This is a genomic window from Stenotrophomonas sp. P2112 (genome assembly GCF_041897515.1).
Taxonomy (GTDB): Bacteria; Pseudomonadota; Gammaproteobacteria; order Xanthomonadales; family Xanthomonadaceae; genus Stenotrophomonas; species Stenotrophomonas sepilia.
In genome coordinates, this window is record NZ_CP169216.1 from 193,774 (window position 1) to 214,040 (window position 20,267).

Annotated in this window: 15 protein-coding genes; 10 read left to right on the plus strand and 5 right to left on the minus strand. The window is 67.5% G+C overall.

The genetic code is table 11. The annotated features are described in order from the left end of the window. The first annotated feature begins 93 nt into the window (after positions 1–93). Both ACEPA4_RS00865 and ACEPA4_RS00870 read left to right on the plus strand, forming a co-directional pair. The gene (locus ACEPA4_RS00865) at positions 94–1,134 is read left to right on the plus strand and encodes a diguanylate cyclase (RefSeq protein WP_032954692.1); all 1,041 of its coding nucleotides are present in this window, start codon (positions 94–96) and stop codon (positions 1,132–1,134) included. 13 nt (positions 1,135–1,147) lie between these two features. Then, complete coding sequence (locus ACEPA4_RS00870; RefSeq protein WP_235646194.1) at positions 1,148–3,640, plus strand: putative peptide modification system cyclase; 2,493 nt, start codon at positions 1,148–1,150, stop codon at positions 3,638–3,640. Positions 3,641–3,647: 7 nt separating this feature from the next. Here ACEPA4_RS00870 and ACEPA4_RS00875 read toward each other — a convergent pair whose 3' ends face one another. Continuing rightward, positions 3,648–3,944, minus strand: a complete 297-nt coding sequence (locus ACEPA4_RS00875) for an NHLP-related RiPP peptide (protein WP_065178400.1) — start codon at positions 3,942–3,944, stop codon at positions 3,648–3,650. Between the two features lie 138 nt (positions 3,945–4,082). Here ACEPA4_RS00875 and ACEPA4_RS00880 point away from each other — a divergent pair, with 138 nt between their 5' ends. Beyond that, the gene (locus tag ACEPA4_RS00880; protein WP_065178401.1) at positions 4,083–5,249 is read left to right on the plus strand and encodes a putative peptide maturation dehydrogenase; all 1,167 of its coding nucleotides are present in this window, start codon (positions 4,083–4,085) and stop codon (positions 5,247–5,249) included. A 19-nt stretch (positions 5,250–5,268) separates the two neighbouring features. Here ACEPA4_RS00880 and ACEPA4_RS00885 read toward each other — a convergent pair whose 3' ends face one another. The 3 genes from ACEPA4_RS00885 to ACEPA4_RS00895 are packed head-to-tail and all read right to left on the minus strand — an operon-like array spanning position 5,269 to position 10,062. Beyond that, entirely contained in the window at positions 5,269–7,251 is a 1,983-nt protein-coding gene (locus tag ACEPA4_RS00885; protein ID WP_262090538.1) for an acetyl/propionyl/methylcrotonyl-CoA carboxylase subunit alpha, read from the minus strand. A 26-nt stretch (positions 7,252–7,277) separates the two neighbouring features. Beyond that, on the minus strand, positions 7,278–8,888 hold the full coding sequence (locus tag ACEPA4_RS00890; protein ID WP_111174940.1) for a carboxyl transferase domain-containing protein: 1,611 nt from the start codon (positions 8,886–8,888) through the stop codon (positions 7,278–7,280). Between the two features lie 10 nt (positions 8,889–8,898). After that, on the minus strand, positions 8,899–10,062 hold the full coding sequence (locus tag ACEPA4_RS00895; RefSeq protein ID WP_053499282.1) for an isovaleryl-CoA dehydrogenase: 1,164 nt from the start codon (positions 10,060–10,062) through the stop codon (positions 8,899–8,901). Between the two features lie 158 nt (positions 10,063–10,220). On the opposite strand from ACEPA4_RS00895, the gene ACEPA4_RS00900 reads away from it, so the two are divergent. From ACEPA4_RS00900 to ACEPA4_RS00910, 3 genes are all read left to right on the plus strand, one after another. After that, a complete protein-coding gene (locus ACEPA4_RS00900) occupies positions 10,221–10,838 on the plus strand; it encodes a TetR/AcrR family transcriptional regulator (RefSeq protein WP_005420712.1) in 618 nt (205 codons plus the stop codon). Positions 10,839–11,033: 195 nt separating this feature from the next. Next, entirely contained in the window at positions 11,034–11,552 is a 519-nt protein-coding gene (locus ACEPA4_RS00905) for a cytochrome c5 family protein (protein WP_065178404.1), read from the plus strand. A gap of 173 nt (positions 11,553–11,725) precedes the next feature. Continuing rightward, complete coding sequence (locus ACEPA4_RS00910) at positions 11,726–13,171, plus strand: ExeM/NucH family extracellular endonuclease (protein ID WP_065178405.1); 1,446 nt, start codon at positions 11,726–11,728, stop codon at positions 13,169–13,171. 118 nt (positions 13,172–13,289) lie between these two features. Here ACEPA4_RS00910 and ACEPA4_RS00915 read toward each other — a convergent pair whose 3' ends face one another. Then, complete coding sequence (locus ACEPA4_RS00915) at positions 13,290–14,147, minus strand: EamA family transporter (protein WP_065178406.1); 858 nt, start codon at positions 14,145–14,147, stop codon at positions 13,290–13,292. A 43-nt stretch (positions 14,148–14,190) separates the two neighbouring features. On the opposite strand from ACEPA4_RS00915, the gene ACEPA4_RS00920 reads away from it, so the two are divergent. From ACEPA4_RS00920 to ACEPA4_RS00935, 4 genes are all read left to right on the plus strand, one after another. Further along, positions 14,191–14,862 (plus strand): alpha/beta hydrolase, encoded by a 672-nt coding sequence (locus ACEPA4_RS00920; protein WP_374082925.1) that lies wholly within the window; start codon positions 14,191–14,193, stop codon positions 14,860–14,862. Then, on the plus strand, positions 14,859–15,959 hold the full coding sequence (zapE, locus tag ACEPA4_RS00925; protein WP_065178408.1) for a cell division protein ZapE: 1,101 nt from the start codon (positions 14,859–14,861) through the stop codon (positions 15,957–15,959). Before ACEPA4_RS00920 ends, zapE begins: the two co-directional genes overlap by 4 nt. 636 nt (positions 15,960–16,595) lie before the next feature. Next, positions 16,596–18,998 carry a ribonucleoside-diphosphate reductase subunit alpha gene (locus ACEPA4_RS00930; protein ID WP_053499270.1) on the plus strand — a complete coding sequence of 801 codons (2,403 nt, stop codon included), beginning with the start codon at positions 16,596–16,598 and terminating at the stop codon, positions 18,996–18,998. A gap of 147 nt (positions 18,999–19,145) precedes the next feature. After that, the gene (locus ACEPA4_RS00935) at positions 19,146–20,165 is read left to right on the plus strand and encodes a ribonucleotide-diphosphate reductase subunit beta (RefSeq protein ID WP_005420683.1); all 1,020 of its coding nucleotides are present in this window, start codon (positions 19,146–19,148) and stop codon (positions 20,163–20,165) included. The last annotated feature ends 102 nt before the right edge of the window (positions 20,166–20,267 follow it).

Sequence of the window (20,267 nt, forward strand, 5' to 3'; positions counted from 1 at the left end):
TCGGCAGAACGGTCAAAATGAGATAGGGCGCACACTTTAAAGCGGTGCTATGCTCCGCGGCTCACCAGGGGACGCTGGCGGCGGGTGCAGGGAATGACCGGCAGGGGTGCGGCCGAGAACAGTGATGTGACGACAGGTATCGCCCGGGTGGCGATGGCCGAGATCGTGCACGCGCTGTTGTCAGATGCCGAGGTGGCATTGTTTGCCAGATTCGCCCGCGCATGCAAGCTCCGTGCCGGACAGTGGCTGTTCCAGCGTGGCCACCGCGGCGAGCGCATGTATGTGATCCTCGAAGGCCAGATCGAACTGGACTTCGGCGAGGACCTGGTGATCAAGACACTCGGGCAGCATGAGTTCTTCGGAGAACTGGGCCTGCTGGTCGGCGACCACCTGCGCAGCGCCAGCGCGCGCGCGCTGGTCGACTGCGATGTGCTGGAACTGGGGCCGGCTGATTTCCACCGGCTGGTCGAATCCGATCCGGGCCTGGTGGCCTACTTCCTGCGCCGCACGATCATGCGCGTGCTGGCCAACGAACAGGCCCTGATCAGCCAGTTGCGCCGGCGCAACCACGATCTGGAAACCGCGCTGGACAACCTCTACATCACCACCCACCAGCTGACCCACACCCGCGAGCTGGTGCGTACCGATGAACTGACCGGTCTGCACAACCGCCGTGGCCTCACCCTGTACCTGCAGGAGTGCCGCGAGCGTGCCGAGGGGCCGCCGCAGGCGCTGCTGCTGATCGATTGCGACCGTTTCAAGCAGATCAACGACCGCCACGGCCACCAGGCCGGCGACCGCGTGCTGCAGAGCATGGGCAACATCCTGCGCTCGATGGCTGGCGAACAGGACCTGGCCTGCCGGCTTGGCGGTGATGAGTTCTGCCTGATGCTGCGCCGTGGCAACCGCGAGATCGTGCAGCACGCTGCCGAGTTCATCCTCAGCGCGGTGCACGGCCTGCTCGAGCGCAGCCATGGCACGCCGCATGTAAGCCTGGTCAGCATCGGAGCCAGCCTGCTGGATGCCGACGCGGACTGGAGCGAGTGGTATGCCAGCGCCGATCGGGCGCTGTACCGGGCCAAGCGTGATGGCGGCAACTGCCTGCGCTGGGTGGATGATCCGGACGGCCAATAGGGAGATGCAGGCGATGAATGGCGACAACGGAACGTCAGCCCCGCATAGCCCACAGCTACGCGCCCTGCTGTTCACTGATCTGTGTGATTCGCTGCAGCTGGTCGAGCGGATCGGCGACGTGGCGGCGGCGAGCCTGTTCCAGGAACACGACCGCCTGGTGCTGGTGCTGCAGCACCGCTGGAATGGCCAGCTGATCGATCGTTCGGACGGCCTGTTCATGCTGTTCGAGCGCGCCATCGATGCCCTGGGCTTCGCCCTGGACTACCAGCGCGAACTACATGCGCTGGGCCAGCAGCGTGCGATTGAACTGCGCGCGCGTGCCGGCCTGCATGTGGGTGACGTGCTGACCTGGGAAAACAGTGCAGAGGCGGTCCGCGCCGGCGCCAAGTCGATGGAAGTGGAAGGCTTGGCCAAGCCGATGGCGGCGCGCCTGATGATGCTGGCGCGGCCCGGCCAGATCCTGTTGTCGGCGGTAGCCGAATCGCTGACCCGCCGTGCCACCGATGCGTTGGGCGAGCGCGGCACGCGCCTGTTGTGGAAGTCGCACGGGCGCTGGCGCTTCAAGGGCGTGGCGGTGGTACAGGAAGTGATCGAAGTGGGCGAGATCGGCTCCGCACCGCTGCGCATGCCGCGTGCCAATGCCAAGGCCCGCCGCGACATGCCGTTGTGGCGGCAGCCGCTGGTGCTGGCCGCCGAAGGCCTGGTGCTGGCGGTGGCGGTGCTGGGCGGCTGGCTGCTGCTGCGGCCGGAACCGGCGATTGCGTTCGCCGAGCGCGACTGGGTGGTGCTCGGCGATGTCGACAACCTCACCGGCGACCCGATCTTCGACGACTCGATGCGGCATGCGATCCGGATCGCGCTGGAGCAGTCGCGCTACGTGAACGTGCTGTCGGAGGGCAAGATCCGCGAAAGCCTGGAAATGGCGCGGCTCTCCGGCGATACCCGGCTCAGCCGCGATACCGCGGCCAACGTGGCGGTGCGGGAAGGCGCGCGCGCCGTGCTGTTGCCGACCGTGCGGCAGAAGATCGGTGGCTACGAGCTGGCCATCGACGTCGCAGCACCGGGCAGCGGCCAGGTGATCCAGACGTTCACCGCCACCGCGGATCGATCCGATCAGATGGTGTTCGCGGTGGACGATGTGGTCGGGCGCCTGCGGCGCGGACTGGGCGAATCGGTGGCGAGCCTGGAACAGTCGTTGCCGCTGCCGCGGGCATCGACCCAGGACCTGCGCGCACTGCGTGCATTCGCGCTGGCGGAGAGTGCACTGGGCCAGCGTCGCTTTGAGGAGGCGCGCAACCTTTACCAGGCGGCGATCGATATCGATCCCGGTTTCGCCCTGGCCTACATGGGCGTGGCCAAACTGCATGCGCGCGTCGAGGAAGGGCGGCGTGCACGCGAAGCCATGCAGCATGCGCTGGACCTGCAGGATCGGCTGCCGCCACGCGAGCGGCTGTACCTGAAGGCCTGGATGGCCGAGCTGGAGCCGGGTGGCTGGGCGCTGGAGCAATGGCGCACGCTGGCCAAGGTCTATCCGGATTCGTTCGCGGGGCTGTCCAACACGTCCTGGTACCTGCTGCAGGCCAACCAGTTCAGCGAGGCCGAGCCCTATGCGCGTGCCGCCGCAGTGCCGCAGGATCCGCTGCGGCTGTATCCCCTGGTCCACCTGGTGCGGATACAGATCGCTGCCAACCAACCGCAGCTCGCTGCCGAAACACTGGCACAGGCGCAGATCCTGCGCGGCCGTGATGACGCCGATGAGACCGGCGTGGATGTGCTGGTGGCGCAGGGGCAGTACGCCAAGGCAGCGAAGCTGTTGCCGCAGATCCATGCCAGCGATGCCCTGCAGCAGCGGATGAAGCTGCGTGCGCAGCTGCTGCTGGCGGCCGCGCAGCGCGACTGCCCGGCGATGCAGCGGGCGATACGCGAAGATGCAGCGGCGCCGACGCTGGTCGATCTTCAGGTGCAGCAGCGCCTGCAGCATGCCAGCGTGGCGGCGTTGTGCCCGGGCGCTGACCGTGCCGGGCTGCAGGCCATTGCGGCGCTGCTGCAGCCGACGCTGCAGGAGCGTGATGATCCCATGCTGCATGCCCGTGGCCTGCAGTGGCTGGCACTGGTCCACCTGGCGCAGCGGCAGGGCCAGTTCGAACTGGCCAGGCGTTGGCTGGACGAGCAGCGGCCCCTGCTGCGCAGCCTGCGCAGTCCGGTCGCGGACCGCTGGCTACGCATCGTCAGCGCCATGGATGAGCTGCAGATGCAGCGCCCCGAGGCTGCCCGCGCCCTGATCGAGCCGATGCTGGATGGCAGCGAGCCGGTGCAGGCGCGCGTCGTGCTGCTGCTCGCGCTGCGTGCGCAGGGCGATGAAGCCGCCGTGCGCCGCCAGCAGGCCTGGCTGGCCCAGCATCGCGGCCAGGCCATTGCCGAGGTCACCGCCCTGCAGGTGTGGCAACCGCTGAACGTGTATGACGTCTCCACGTGGGCTACGCCGGCCACGGCCGGCGCGCCCTGATGGCGGGTCAGCCGTCGATGCGCTCGCCGACCTTGCCGGCTTCGAAGCAGAACACCACGGTCATGGCCGCCACCGACCCGGACAGGTGGGCCTGCAGCCCGTCACGCACTTGGCTCAGCTCCTCGACCGAGGCCAGGGTGCCGATCTTCATGCAGTCGTTCTCGCCAACGGCACCGTCCAGCCCGATCGAGGCCAGGGCCTTGGCCGGCGACGCGGTGAAGTGGCGGCGGAAGTCGTCGCTGCCGATCAGGTGGTCCAGCAGGGTGCTGGCGTCTGCGGCGGAAAGGCGGGGATGGGTGCTCATGGGGATCGTCCGTAGGTGGAGTTTCTCGTATCGGCCGCGACAGCCTGCCATTGAGGGCCGCGCTGCGCACATCGCTAAAGTTGGCCGCGCCGCGGTCGTTGCTGCTATGCCGGTTGTGCGGCAGAAGGAAGGAAACTTATGCGCCTGCGCCGCTGCGCCAGCCTGATGTTCGAGCCCCGCGAGGCGGTCACCCTGGACCTGCGCGCGATGCTGGCCGGCCACGCCGAGATGGACAGCCAGATCAGCTGGGTGGCGCTGGCCGCGCATCTGGACCAGCCACTGCCGGTGGACGCCGAGGAGCGCCAGCTGCTGGGCGAGCTCAGCGCGCACCGCTGGAGCGAACCGCCCGCCGATGCCTCCCCGGCGATGCTGGCCCGCCTGGTCGAGCAGGGCCTGCTGCTGACCGACCCGCCGAGCGAGGTGGGGCATCAGTTGCGCGACGAGGCACTGCGGCGCAGCCAGTGGTGGCCGCTGGCCGCGCTGGCCCATCGCCATGCGCGCTGGCAGGCCGTGGACAGCGTGGAGGACATGCGTCGGCAGGGGTTGGACACCGCTGCCGGCCTGCGCCAGCGCCTCGGGCCGCCACCGCCGGTGGTGCAGCCCATGCAGGGCGACTACCAGCCGCTGCCGCGCAGCGAAGAGGCCGCGTTCGATGCACTGCTGGCGCGCCGCACCACCTGCCGCAATTTCGACCCGCAGCGCGCGCTGCCGCTGCCATTGCTGGCCCAGGTGCTGCAGCGCACGCTGATGGCGCACGCGGTGCAGAAGGTCGAGCGCGACACCGAGTTCCTGAAGAAGAACGTGCCTTCCGGTGGCGGCCTGCATCCTACCGAAGGCTTCCTGCTGGTGCAGAACGTGGAAGGACTGGCACCGGGCCTGTATCACTACCACCCGGTGCAGCACGCCGTGCTGCCGCTGCCCTCGCCACCGTCGCAGGCACTGCCGGCGCTGGCGCGGCGGATGCTGTCCGGGCAGGCGTGGTTCGCGGATGCGCCGGCGCTGCTGGTGCTGGCGCCGCGCTATGACCGCTGCTTCTGGAAGTACCGCAACCACGCCAAGGCGCATCGTGCGGTGACGCTGGATGTCGGCCACATCTCGCAGCTGCTGTACCTGTGCGCGACCGAGCGCGGCCTGGCCGCCTTCGTCACCGCAGCCATCAACGATGCCGATGTCGATCGTGCCTTCGGCTTCGATGGCATCGGCCAGAGCGCGATGGCCATCTGCGGCCTGGGCTGGCGCAGTGCCACACTGGACACGGCAGAATTCGATCCCGCTGGTCGGGTGACGGCGGGCGACGACCGCTGAGCGACCGTCGCCCTGGCGTTCACGCCGCTTCGAAGTCCACCAGCACCGCGCCGTCGTTGACCTGGTCACCGGCCTTGGCGCGGTAGCCCTTCACCGTGCCGTCGGCCGGCGCCTGCAGGGTGTGCTCCATCTTCATCGCTTCCAGCACCACCAGCGGCGTGCCGCGCTTGACCTCGGTACCGGCGGCGACCAGCGTGGCCACGATCTTCCCGGGCATCGGTGCCAGCAGGCTGCCGGCATCGGCCACGGCGTGGTCCGATTCGCTCACCGGATCATGCAGGGTGAAACGGTGCTGGCCGTCGGTGCCGAACAGGTACAGCTGGTCACCGTCGCGCAGCAGCTGCAGTGTCCAGCGGCGCCCGCCCAGCTGCACCGCCAGCCCCCGCACATCGGCGGTGCCGATCACCTGCACGGGTGCCGCGTCATCGCACTGCACGCGCCAGCCATCGGTCTGCGCCCACACCTTCAGCGTGTGCCGGCGTTCACCCTGCTGCAGCGGAAGCACGCGCGGCGCGGGCGCGCCAAGGCGCCAGCCATCCTGCGCCTGCCACGGCGAATGCGGGTCGCGCGCGTCGCTGGCTGCACCTGCAGTAGTGGCCACGGCGGCCACCGCCGCCAGCAGCCACAGCGCATCATCGCTGTCACCCACCCGGCCCAATGCGGCCTGCTCGCGCTCGATCAGCGCGGTATCCAGCTTGGCATGGGTAAACGAATCGGTGTTCACCAGGCGGCGCAGGAAACCGGCATTGGTGGTCACGCCCACCACCTGGCAGTCGGCCAGGGCCTGGCTCATGCGGCGCAGTGCGGCGTCGCGGTCCACGTCCCAGACGATCAGCTTGGCAATCATGGGATCGTAGTACGGCGTGATGCTGTCGCCTTCCTCGACACCGGTATCCACGCGCACATGAGTCGACGGCGCCGGCAGGCGCAGGCGGCGCAGGAGGCCGGTGGACGGCAGGAAACCACGGTCGGCGTCTTCGGCATACAGCCGCGCCTCGATGGCGTGGCCGTGGATCGCCAGCTGCTCCTGGCGCAGCGGCAGTGGCTGGCCCGAGGCTACGCGCAGCTGCCACTCCACCAGGTCGGTGCCGGTGATGTACTCGGTCACCGGGTGCTCGACCTGCAGGCGGGTGTTCATCTCCATGAAGTAGAAATCGCCGTCCGGGCCGGCGATGAACTCCACCGTTCCGGCGCCGACGTAGCCCACCGCGCGCGCGGCATCGACCGCGGCCTTGCCCATCGCCGCACGACGTTCGGGGCTCATGCCCGGGGCGGGCGCTTCTTCCAGCACCTTCTGGTGGCGGCGCTGCACCGAGCAATCGCGCTCGAACAGGTAGACCGCATCACCGTGGCTGTCGCCGAACACCTGGATCTCGATATGGCGCGGGCGCTCGACGTACTTCTCGACCAGCACATGGTCGTTGCCGAATGCCGAGGCGGCCTCGCGCTGGCAGCTGGCCAGTGCATCGACGAAGTCCTCGCTGCGTTCGACCTTGCGCATGCCCTTGCCACCGCCACCGGCGCTGGCCTTGATCAGTACCGGGTAGCCGATGGCATCGGCCTGCGCGCGCAGGAACGTCGGCTCCTGCTGGTCGCCGTGGTAGCCCGGCGTCAGTGGCACACCGGCCTTGGCCATCAACGCCTTGGCCGCGCTCTTGTCACCCATCGCGCGGATCGCGCTGGCCGGCGGCCCGATGAAGGTGACGCCGGCGGCGGCGCAGGCATCGGCGAAGTCGGCATTCTCGGACAGGAAGCCGTAACCGGGGTGGATCGCCTGCGCGCCGGTCAGGCGTGCGGCGTCGAGCAGGGCGTCGCCGCGCAGGTAGCTCTCACGCGCGGCGGCCGGGCCGATGTGGATGGCCTCGTCGGCCAGGCGTACGTGGCGTGCGTTGCGGTCGGCATCGGAATACACCGCCACGGTGGCGATGCCGAGGCGGCGGCAGGTGGCGATGACGCGGCAGGCGATTTCGCCGCGGTTGGCGATCAGGACTTTGGTGAACATGGCAACAGGCTCGGTCATGGCACGGGTTACATGCGGAACACGCCGAAGCGCGTCTGCTGCGGGGCGGCATTGAGGCTGGCCGACAGCGCCAGCGCCAGCACCCGGCGGGTGTCGGCCGGATCGATCACGCCGTCGTCCCACAGGCGTGCGCTGGCGTAGTACGGGTGGCCCTGCTGCTCGAACTGGTCGCGGATCGGTGCCTTGAACGCGTCTTCCTCCGCTGCCGGCCACTGGCCGCCCTTGGCCTCGATGCCATCGCGCTTGACCGTGGCCAGCACGCTGGCGGCCTGTTCGCCACCCATCACGCCGATGCGCGCGTTCGGCCACATCCACAGGAAGTTCGGCGAATAGGCGCGGCCGCACATGCCGTAGTTGCCGGCACCGAACGAGCCACCGATCACCACGGTGAACTTGGGTACCCTGGCGCAGGCCACCGCCATCACCAGCTTGGCCCCGTCCTTGGCGATACCACCCTGTTCGTACTTGCGACCCACCATGAAGCCGGTGATGTTCTGCAGGAACACCAGCGGGATGTTGCGCTGGGTGCATAGCTCGATGAAGTGCGCGCCCTTCAGTGCCGACTCGGAGAACAGGATGCCGTTGTTGGCGATGATGCCGATCGGGTAGCCGTTCAGATGGGCGAAGCCGGTGACCAGCGTTGCGCCGTAGCGCGGCTTGAATTCGTCGAAGCGTGAGCCATCGACCAGCCGCGCGATCACTTCGCGTACGTCGTAGGGCTTGCGCGTATCGGCCGGGATCACCCCGTACAGTTCGTGTGCCGGCAGCAGCGGTTCCTCGGGCGCCTGCACCGCCATGGCCGGTTCCGGCTTGCGCCAGTTGAGCTGGGCGATGATCGCGCGCACCCGTGCCAGTGCCTGCAGGTCGTTGTCGGCCATGTGGTCAGCCACGCCGGAGATGCGCGTGTGCACATCGGCACCACCCAGTTCCTCGGCCGTCACCACTTCGCCTGTGGCCGCCTTCACCAGCGGCGGGCCGCCGAGGAAGATCGTGCCCTGCTCGCGCACGATCACCGTCTCGTCGCTCATCGCTGGCACATAGGCACCACCAGCGGTGCAGCTGCCCATCACGCAGGCGATCTGCGGAATGCCCTGCGCCGACAGATTGGCCTGGTTGTAGAAGATGCGGCCGAAATGGTCACGGTCGGGAAAGACTTCGTCCTGCAGTGGCAGGAACGCACCACCGGAATCGACCAGGTAGATGCACGGCAGGTGGTTCTGCTCGGCGATCTCCTGCGCGCGCAGGTGCTTCTTCACCGTCATCGGGTAGTAGGTGCCGCCCTTGACCGTGGCATCGTTGGCCACGATCACGCATTCCACGCCACTGACGCGGCCGATGCCGGCCACTACGCCAGCGGCCGGCACGGCGTCTTCGTACATGCCGTGCGCGGCCAGCGGCGCGATTTCCAGGAAGGCGCTGCCGGGGTCGAGCAGCGCGTCGATGCGGTCACGCACCAGCAGCTTGCCGCGCGCGGTGTGCTTGGCGCGTGCGGCTTCGCTGCCACCCAGCGCGGTGCGGGCGAGGGTGGCATGCAGGTCGTCGACCACGGCCTGCATGGCCGCGCGGTTGCTTTCAAACGTTTCGCTGCCCGGTTGCAGCTGGGTGCTCAATACGGTCATCGCAGTGGCCTTACAGGGTGCGCTGGAACAGTTCGCGGCCGATCAGCATGCGGCGGATCTCCGAGGTGCCGGCGCCGATCTCATACAGCTTGGCATCGCGCCACAAGCGGCCGGTCGGGTATTCGTTGATGTAGCCGTTGCCGCCGAGGATCTGGATCGCCTGACCGGTCAGCCAGGTGGCCTTCTCGGCGGCGTACAGGATGGCACCGGCGGCGTCCTGGCGGGTGGTGCGGCCCTGGTCGCAGGCACGTGCCACGGCATAGACATACGCGCGGCAGGCACCCAGGCCCACGTACATGTCGGCGATCTTGGCCTGGATCAGCTGGAAGCTGCCGATCGGCTCGCCGAACTGGTGGCGCTCGTGCACGTACGGCATCACCACGTCCATCGCCGCAGCCATCAGGCCCAGCGGGCCACCGGACAGCACCACGCGCTCGTAGTCCAGGCCGGACATCAGCACGCGCACGCCACCGCCAACCTGGCCCAGCACGTTCTCTTCAGGAATCTCGCAATCCTGGAACACCAGCTCGCAGGTGGGCGAAGAACGCATGCCCAGCTTGTCCAGCTTCTGCGCGGTGGAAAAGCCCTTCATGCCCTTCTCGACCAGGAACGCGGTGATGCCCTTGGCGCCGGCCTCCATGTCGGTCTTGGCGTAGACCACCAGCACGTCGGCATCCGGGCCGTTGGTGATCCACATCTTGTTGCCGTTGAGCACGTAGCGGTCGCCGCGCTTGTCCGCACGCAGCTTCATCGACACCACGTCCGAACCGGCGCCCGGTTCGCTCATCGCCAGCGCGCCCACCTTGGCGCCGCTGCACAGGTCGGGCAGGAAGCGCTGCTTCTGTTCCTCGTTGCCGTTCTTGCGCAGCTGGTTCACGCACAGATTGGAATGCGCGCCATAGGACAGGCCGATGCCGCCGGACGCGCGCGAGATCTCTTCCATCGCCACCACGTGGGCCAGGTAACCCATGCCGGTGCCGCCGTATGCTTCTTCCACGGTGAGGCCCAGCAGCCCCTGTTCGCCCAGCTTCGGCCACAGCGCCAGCGGGAACTGGTTGCTGGCATCGGCCTCGGCGGCCAGCGGAGCGACCTCGGCGGCGGCAAAATGGGCCACGCTCTGGCGCAGCAGGTCGATGTCTTCGCCAAGATCGAAGTTCAGGGATGGCACGTGCATTGTGGTGGCTCCACGGCGGGATGGCAGGAATGGACGCACCCGGCGGGGGAGTGGGGGGCGGTCTGCAGGACCGCCACCCACACGGGCGATGGCCCCAGCGTAGCGGGGTTCGGGTAAGAAGTGAATACGAATTCAAAAATTGAAACTAGAATCAGAACATGGCTTATAAACGCTCTGCATTGATGGAAGAACGCCTGGCGGGCGCCCGTGAACGGATCCTGCTGGCCACCCGCGAGCTGGTCGCCACGGGCGGCTGGCGCAATGCTCCGGTGACGGCCGTGGCGACCCAGGCCGGGGTGTCCACCGGCCTGATCTATCGCCACTTCCCGTCCAAGGCAGAGCTGTTCGTGGAAGTCCTCAATGCCGCCGTCGCCCACGAGGTCGCGATCATGGAGCGCATCGCCAGTGGCCCGGAGGCGGCCAGCGAGCGGCTGCGGCTGGCGATCACCGCCTTCGTCCGCCGTGCCCTGGCCGGGCCGGGGCTGGCGCACGCCTTCATCGTTGAACCGGTCGACCCGGACGTGGAAGCCGAGCGCATGCGCGGCCGTCGCGCCTTCGGCGACGTGTTCCTGCGACTGGTGGAGGAGGGCGTAGCGGCCGGCGAGCTGCCGGTGCAGGACGCGCATGTGGCCGCCGCGTGCCTGGTCGGTGCCTTCACCGAAGCGATGGTCGGCCCGACCGCGCCCAGCCGCGAAGCGCACCGCGACGAAGACGCGCTGGTGGATGCGATCTGCAGCTTCTGCCTGCGCGCGATCGGCGCCCCGGCAATCCGGTAGCGCCGGCCGCTGGCCGGCTTCTGTTGCTGGGGTCAGATCCCTTTTGCGGCGCAAAAGGGATCTGACCCCAGCCCCGGCATGCTGCGCCGCATCAGCAGTGACGCCTGTTGTCGCACGCAAAGTGCGTTCTATACTCGGCCCATCACGCAGTCGCTCAGCCGTGGTCCAACGACTATCAGCCAGGGGTAACGAAGAGTGCGGAATTACGATCTGGAGTTCCTGAAACGCTTCTCCATGGTGATCGCGCTGCTGGCGACCATCACCCTCGGCCTCATTCTCCTTGCCGCCTACATCCACACCCGGATTCCGCCCGAGGTGTCGCCGACCGCGGCCAAACGCACCGAACAGCGCATCTCGCCCACCGGCGCGGTCTATGCCGGCAGTACCGGCGCTGCCGCGCAGGCCGCCGCCAAGGCCGCCGCGCTGGCCAAGGCCGCGTCGCAGGTGGCCTACGGCGGCACCAAGGATGGCAAGGTGATCTTCGACAACCTGTGCACCGCCTGCCACACCACCGGCGTGGGCATGGCACCGACGCTGGACCATTCGCACTGGGACAAGCGCATCGCGCAGGGCAAGGACACGCTCTACAAGCACGCCATCGAGGGCTATACCGGCCCCGACGGCGGCATCATGCCCCCCAGGGGCGGCAACCCGGCCCTGACGGAAGAACAGATCCACGCCACCGTGGACTGGATGCTGGCCAATCTGAAGTAAGCGGTAGTGCCGGCCGCTGGCCGGCAACCACACATCGCACGAAGGTCATGAGGTTGCCGGCCAGCGGCCGGCACGACCCAGGCTTTGCCCACCAAGGTCAAAACCCCGCTCGCAGGCGGGGTTTCGCATTTCAGGGTTAGTCTGTGCGCCCTCGTCCCAGGAATCGCCCGTCGATGCGCCGCTGCTCCCTCGCCCTTGCCCTGTCCCTGCTGCTGCCGGCCGGCGCCATCGCCCAGGCCCAGCCGCAGGCCACGCCGGTCGCGACGCCGCCCGCTGCGCGCAGCAGCGCCAGCGTGGTGCTGACCGCCGCGCCAGCCGACTGGCGCGCGCTGGATGGACAGCGCGTGCGCATCGCCGCACCGCTCACCCTGGCCGGCACCGATGGCCTGGAGCGCTTCGGCCAGCTCACCGTGGCCTTCGATGGCCGCCTCTGGCAGCCGACCGAAGTGGCCGCGCCGGGTACGGCCGGCTATGAGCAGGTGATGGCCGACAACCAGCGTCGTCGCCTGGTGCTGGACGATGGCAGCGATGCCCGCGATCCGGCCAGCGTGGCCTACCTGCCGGGCAACCCGGTGCTGCGCACTGGCATGCAGCTGCGCAATGTGGAGGGCATCGTGCGCGTGGACGCGCAGGGCCGTCCGCGCCTGCAGGTCGAGGGTGCGCTGAAACTGCCGGAACTCAAGCGCCCCGCAGTGCCGACCGTGCCGGGTAGCCTGCACGTGGCCGCCTTCAACCTGGAGAACTTCTTCAACGGTGATGGCCAGGGCGGCGGCTTCCCGACCCTGCGCGGCGCCCGCACGCTGGACGAGCACAAAGCGCAGGTGGCCAAGCTGGTCGCCACGGTCAACGCGCTGGGCGCCGACGTCGCCGCGCTGATGGAGCTGGAGAACGACGGCTACGGACCGCAGTCGGCCATCGCCGAACTGGTCGATGCGCTCAACCGTGACCGCGGCGCGCAGGGCGACTGGCGCTTCGTCGATGCCGGCAACGGCCCCGGCGACAACCCGATCCGGGTCGGCATCATCTACCGCAGCTCACGCCTGCAGCCGGTCGGCACGCCGGCCACGTTGACCGGCGGCCCGTTCGTCGAGCACAGCCGCGTGCCGCTGGCGCAGGCCTTCCAGGGCAAGCAGGGCGCGCCGTTCGTGGTGGTGGCCAATCACTTCAAGTCGAAGGGCTGCCGCGACGCAAGCGGCGCCGACGCCGACCGCAACGACAACCAGGGTTGCTGGAACGCCACCCGCGTGACCTCGGCGCAGCAGCTGCATGCCTGGCTGCAGACGGATCCGACCGGTACCGGTACAAAGGACGCGGTACTGCTCGGCGATTTCAACGCCTACGCGATGGAAGACCCGATCCGCACCCTGCACGACCTGGGCTGGCAGGACGCGTTCAAGGTCGTCAAGGTCGAGCATCCCTACAGCTACGTCTACAACGGCTACACCGGCCGCCTTGACCACGCGTTGCTCAGCCCGGGCATGGCCAAGCGCCTGCGCGGTGCCGCCGAATGGCACAGCAACGCCGACGAGCAGGACGCCAGCGGTTACCAGGGCCGCAACGTGCAGGGCCCGTGGCGCAGCTCCGACCACGACCCGCTGCTGCTGGGTTTCGACAAATAACCCTCAACGCCGGGGTCGGAGCCCATTCCGTGGGAATGGGATCCGACCCCGGGGCAATGGTCGCGTCAGGGGTCGGATCCCATTCCCACGGAATGGGATCTGACCCCGATGCACATGCTCACCCCCAGGCGATCAAGCCGATCGCCAGCACCGCCAGCGCCAAACCGGCACGGTTCCACTTCGTGGTGGCCTCGCCGAAGACGAACACGCCCACCAGTGCACCCAGCACCACCACGCCGATGTTCATGCCGGCGAACACGGTGGCCGGGTTGTCCGGCATCGACTGGTGCGCATGCACATAGAACAGGATGTTGCTGCCATTGAGCAGGCCCAGCAGCGCACCCGCGCCGAGGTTGCGCCAGGCCAGCTGGCTGCGGCCACTGACATGCCGCCACAGCTGCAGGGCCAGCATCAGCACGAAGGCCACGCTGAAGCTGGCCAGCACCGCCGCCATCGACGGCGTGCCCGACAGCGCCACCTGCTTGAGCAGCACGTCCACCACCGCAAACCCGCCCCATACGCCCAGCAGCCAGCCCCAGCCGCCGGGCGAGGACGCCACCGCCGGGCCGCGCGGGCGCAGGCTGATCGCCACCATGGCGACCAGGCCCAGCGCCAGGCCGACCAGCTTCCACGGCGTCGCGCTCTGGCCGAAGAACAGGAAGGCGGCAGCCAGTGACAGCAGCAGCGACAGGCGCTGCGCCACATCGCTGCGCACGATGCCGGCCACCGCCACTGCGCGGCCCAGCACCAGGAAGATCGAGGGCAGCACCACCGCCAGCGCCAGCAATGACAGCCACGGCGCATGCGGCGCGCGCAGCGCATCCAGCGGCGGCTGCAGCACCACCGCGGTGAGCGTTGCCGCCACCAGATAGTTCCAGGTGACCATCTGCGCAACATCCAGTTGGCGGCGTCCGGCCACCTTCAACAACACCGAGACCAGCACGCTGCAGATCACGGCCAAAGACAGGTAGAGCATGGGGCGGGCACAGGGCAGGGGCGGGGGACGGTATCATGGTGCCATGCACAAGCCCTCGTTCCCCGTCGCCCCCGGCGAAACCGCCTGTCTCCAACTGGATGGCCCGGCCGGCCCGCTGGAAGTGGTCGTCGACCTGCCCAAGGCCGATGTGCCGGTGCAGCCGATCGTGGCCGTTGTCTGCCATCCGCTGTCCACCGAAGGCGGCACCCTGCACAACAAGGTGGTCACCATGACCGCCACCACCCTGCGCGAGCTGGGCATCGCCACGGTGCGCTTCAACTTCCGCAGCGTCGGCGCTTCGGCCGGTACCTTCGATGGCGGCGTGGGCGAGCAGGATGACCTGAAGGCCGTCGCCGCCTGGGTACGCAGCCAGCGCCCGGACGACCGCCTATGGCTGGCCGGTTTCAGCTTCGGTTCGTTCGTTTCGCTGAAGGCGGCTGCCGCGCTGCAGCCGGAAGCGCTGATCTCGATCGCGCCGCCGGCTGGTCGCTGGGATTTCGACGGTATCGCACCGCCGGCCCGCTGGCTGGTGATCCAGGGCGAGCAGGACGAGATCGTCGACCCGCAGGCCGTCTACCAGTGGCTGGACACGCTGGACTTCCCGCATGAGCTGGTGCGCATGCCCGAGACCAGCCACTTCTTCCACCGCAAGCTGATCGACCTGCGCGGCGCGCTGACCCACGGCGTGAAGCATTGGCTGGGCGCGGCGGCATGAGTGCAACCGAGTTGACCCCGTCGCAGCGGTACGCGGAAGGGGTCGCCCGTGGTGACTGGCAGGACGACCCGGCCCAGCATGCAGCGCTGGCCGAGCTGGACCGCATCCACCTGGGACTGCTGGACAGTGCCGAGGACGGCTGGCTGGACCGCCTGTCCTCGTTCTGGAAGAAGCCCGAGCCGGTCAAGGGCCTGTACTTCTGGGGCGGCGTCGGCCGCGGCAAGACCTTCCTGGTCGACCTGTTCTACGACGGGCTGCCGATCAAGCAGAAGTACCGCACGCATTTCCATCGCTTCATGCGCAGCGTCCACGAGCGTCTGCGCGAGCACCAGGGGCAGAGCGACCCGCTGGCGAAGATCGCCCAGGAGTGGCGCAGCAACCTGCGCGTGCTGGTGCTGGACGAGTTCTTCGTCACCGACATCGGTGATGCGATGCTGCTTGCGCGGCTGCTGGAGCGCCTGTTCGCCGAGGGCGTGACCCTGGTCACCACCTCCAACACCGCAGTTGAGAACCTGTACCTCAACGGCCTGCAGCGCGAGAGCTTCCTGCCGGCCATCGGCCTGTTGCAGCGCTTCTGCGTGGAGCTGTACGCAGAAGGCACCGAGGACTACCGGATGCGCGCGCTGACCCGCTCGCCGGTGTACCGCGCACCGTTGGCCGCAGACAGCGACGACTGGCTGGCCACGCGCTGGAGCGAACTGAGCGGCGGCCAACCGGCCAGGCCCGGCAACATCGAGATCGAGGGCCGCAAGATTCCGGTCCGCGGCCGCGGCAAGAGCATCGCCTGGTTCGATTTCGCCGCGCTGTGCGAGGGCCCGCGCGGGCCCTCGGACTACATCGAGATCGCGCACGAGTTCAACACGGTACTGCTGGGCGGCATTCCGGCCTTTGATCGCCTGAACGAGGATGCCGCGCGCCGCTTCGTCAACCTGATCGACGAGTTGTACGACCGCCACGTCAACCTGGTCTGCACCGCCAGCACCTCGCCGGTCGAGCTGTACACCGGCCAGCGCCTGCAGGGCGCGTTCGAGCGCACCGCCTCGCGCCTGATCGAGATGCAGAGCGCCGAGTACCTGGGCACCCCGCACCGGGCGTGAGGGGTTCCGCGCGAATGCAATGCCGGCCAGCGGCCGGCACGACCACCCTGGGATTCCGGTAGTGCCGGCCGCTGGCCGGCAATGATCGGGGGATAGGGCGCAACGGCGTTTCCCTGCGGCCGCTCCTCCGGCCCGGCCGACATGTTCAGCCTCGCGTCGCTGCCCGGCGGGTGATCCCGGCATCCACCGGATTCCCACCGGCTGCCCACGCTCTATCCACAGGGTTGTCCCTAGCCAGTTTCATCACTGTCATGTGAAGCTGTCATTGTTCCGTTTCCGCGGTGCGTTGTGCCACCGCAGTGACGCCTTTCGGGCTTGACTGCGCAGCCCGTTCCGGCAGGTCTGAAGCGTCTGATCCGGGCGCCGTCGGCACGATCCTTGCGGCGCAAGGGATTGCCGAATTTCACTACATTTGGCGTTGACGGACCCCACTACCCCCACTATCTTGTGGCCGTCGGTCGCAGCAACCCCAGGTCTGGGGGTTGGCAGCAGCACCCATCCGCGATCGTCAACGGCAGTGGCAGGCGCAGGGTCTCATCCCCTGCGACGCCGTCCTGCCATCCTGGGCCGTCATGTCCCGGGCTGCGTCACCCCGATGCATCGAGTACCCCCAATCACGCCAAGAGGACATACGCCGTGAGCACCGAATCCAGCGCCACCATCGAGAAGGAAAGCGAGTTCCTGTTGACGTCGCCGCCGACGGCCAACGCGATGAGTGTGACCAAGCGCAACGGGACCACCGAGCTGGTGGACCTGAACAAGATCGTGCGCGCGGTGCAGCGTTCCTCCGAAGGCCTGCACGCCGTCGATCCGATGCGCGTGGCCACCCGCACCATTTCCGGCCTGTACAACGGCGCCACCACCCGCGAGCTGGACGAACTGTCCATCCGCACCGCCGCCCTGCTGATCGGTGAAGAGCCCGAGTACGGCCGCCTCGCTGCGCGCCTGCTGGCCAACTACATCGCCAAGGAAGTCTCGGGCCAGGAAATCTACGCCTTCTCGCAGTCGGTCAGCCGCGGCCATGAAGTCGGCCTGATCAACGACCGCCTGCTGAACTTCGTGCAGACCAATGCACGCAAGCTCAACGACGCCATCGACGGCGCGCTGGACCTGAACTTCGATTACTTCGGCCTGCGTACCCTGTACGACCGTTACCTGCTGCGCCATCCGCACACCCGCAAGGTGATCGAGACCCCGCAGCAGTTCTTCCTGCGCATCGCCAGCGCGCTGAGCGAGGACGTGTCCGAGACCCTGGCGCTGTACAAGCGCATGGGCAATCTGGACTACCTGCCGTCCAGCCCGACCCTGTTCAACTCCGGCACCACCCACGAGCAGCTGTCCTCGTGCTTCCTGCTGGACTCGCCGCAGGACTCGCTGGAGTCGATCTATGCCAAGTACGGCGACATCGCCCAGCTGTCGAAGTTCTCCGGCGGCATCGGCGTCAGCTACACCCGCGTGCGTTCGCGCGGTTCGCTGATCAAGTCGACCAACGGCCACTCCAACGGCATCGTGCCGTGGCTGAAGACCATGGATTCGTCCGTGGCCGCGGTGAACCAGGGCGGCAAGCGCAAGGGCGCAGCCTGCGTGTACCTGGAAACCTGGCACGCCGACATCGAGGACTTCCTCGAACTGCGTGACAACACCGGTGACGAAGCCCGCCGTGCGCACAACCTGAACCTGGCCAACTGGGTGCCGGACCTGTTCATGAAGCGCGTCGAGGCCGACCAGGAATGGTCGCTGTTCGATCCGCGCGTCGTGCCGGAGTTCACCGACCTGTTTGGCGAAGCCTTCGAGGCTGCCTATCTGCAGGCCGAAGCCCAGGGCAAGGCCAACCGCACCATCTCCGCGCGCAAGCTGTACGCCCGCATGATGCGTACGCTGGCCGAGACCGGCAACGGCTGGATGACCTTCAAGGACAAGTGCAACCGCGCCAGCAACCAGACCCTGCGTCCGGGCAACGTGATCCACCTGTCCAACCTGTGCACCGAAATCCTGGAAGTCACGTCCAACGATGAAACCGCAGTGTGCAACCTGGGTTCGATCAACCTGGGCAACCACTTCGACGAGCACAACGAGTTCGACTTCGAGAAGCTGGCCGAGACCGTGCGCCTGGCCGTGCGCCAGCTCGACCGCGTCATCGACCTGAACTTCTACCCGATCGAAACCGCCCGCCGCGCCAACCTGCGCTGGCGTCCGGTCGGCCTGGGCTGCATGGGCCTGCAGGATGTGTTCTTCCGCAAGCGCCTGCCGTTCGACAGCGCCGAAGCCCGCGCGCTGTCGAAGAAGATCGCCGAAGCGATCTACTTCCACGCGCTGGAAACCTCCTGCGAGCTGGCCCAGGAACGCGGCAAGCACCCGTCGTTCAACGACACCCGTGCCGCCAGCGGCGAACTGCAGTTCGATGCCTGGAACGTGGTGCCGGAAGACACTGCGCGCTGGGATGCCCTGCGTGAGCGCATCAAGGAACACGGCCTGCGCAACTCGCTGATGATCGCGATCGCGCCGACCGCGACCATCGCCTCGATCGCCGGCTGCTACGAGTGCGTCGAGCCGCAGGTGTCCAACCTGTTCAAGCGCGAGACCCTGTCCGGTGACTTCCTGCAGGTCAACCGCTACCTGGTCAACGAGCTGAAGAAGCTGGGGCTGTGGACGCCGGAAATGCGCGATGCCATCAAGCTGGCCGAAGGCTCCATCGCCGGCGTGGCGCAGATCCCGGAAACGCTGCGCGAGGTCTACCGCACCGCGTGGGAACTGCCGATGCGTTCGCTGATCGACATGGCCGCCGAGCGTGGCGCCTTCATCGACCAGTCGGCCTCGCTCAACCTGTTCATGGAAAGCCCGAACATCGGCGCGATGTCCTCCATGTACATGTACGCCTGGAAGCAGGGCATCAAGACCACCTACTACCTGCGTTCGCGCCCGGCCACCAAGATCGCCAAGACCACGGTGAGTGCCGCCGCACCGGCCAAGGTGTTCAGCCCGGACGAAGCCATCGCCTGCTCGCTGGAAAACCCGGAAGCCTGCGAGGCCTGCCAGTAACACGCCGCGCGGTGGGTGCCGACCGTTGGTCGGCACTCGAACACCTCGCACCTGTAGAGCCGAGCCATGCTCGGCTGCAGCACGGAAACACCACGGTAGCGCCGGGCCATGCCCGGCGTTTTGACCCGAGAATTCAAGGAAACACCCATGGCCGACAAGCCCAAGCAGATGCTGCTCGATCCCGGTTTTGAACTGACCCTGCGCCCGATGCGCTACCCGCAGTTCTATGACATGTACCGGAATGCGATCAAGAACACCTGGACGGTGGAAGAGATCAACTTCCAGATCGACATCACCGACCTGCACAGCAAGATGTCGCCAGGCGAGCGCCACCTGATCCACCGCCTGGTCGCGTTCTTCGCCACCGGCGACTCGATCGTGTCCAACAACCTGGTGCTGAACCTGTACCAGCACCTCAATGCGCCGGAAGCGCGCATGTACCTGTCGCGCCAGTTGTATGAAGAAGCGCTGCACGTGCAGTTCTACCTGACCCTGCTCGACAACTACCTGCCGGACCCGGAAGAGCGCGCCAAGGCGTTCTCGGCGGTGGAGAACATCGACTCGATCAAGAAGAAGGCCGATTTCTGCTTCAAGTGGATCGACTCGATCCAGGACCTGACCCGCATCGAGACCCGCGAACAGCGCCGCCAGTTCCTGCTCAACCAGATCTGCTTCGCTGCCTGCATCGAAGGCCTGTTCTTCTTCGCTGCGTTCGCCTACGTGTACTACTTCCGTTCGCGCGGCCTGCTGCCGGGCCTGGCCTCGGGCACCAACTGGGTGTTCCGCGACGAGAGCGCGCACATGGAGTTCGCGTTCGAGTCGGTGCGCGTGGTGCGTGAGGAAGAGCCGGACCTGTTCGACGATGAAATGAAGCAGCAGGTCTACGACATGCTGGCCGAAGCGATCGAATGCGAAGTGCAGTTCGCCGAGGACGTGCTGTCCGGTGGCGTGGCTGGCATTTCCACCCGCGACATGCGCCAGTACCTGCAGCACTGCGCCGACCAGCACTTCGCCAAGCTGGGCATGGAAAAGAAGTACAACGTGCGCAACCCGCTGCCGTTCATGGAACTGCAGGACGTGCAGGAACTGACCAACTTCTTCGAGCGCCGCGTCTCGGCCTACCAGGTCGGCGTGCAGGGCGAAGTCGCCTTCGACATGAACTTCTGATCGAACCGGTCAGGCCTGTCGCAACGAAAGACCCCGGCCAATGCCGGGGTTTTTTGTTGCGCGCCTGGCTTTTGTAGAGTCGAGCATGGCTCGACTCTACGA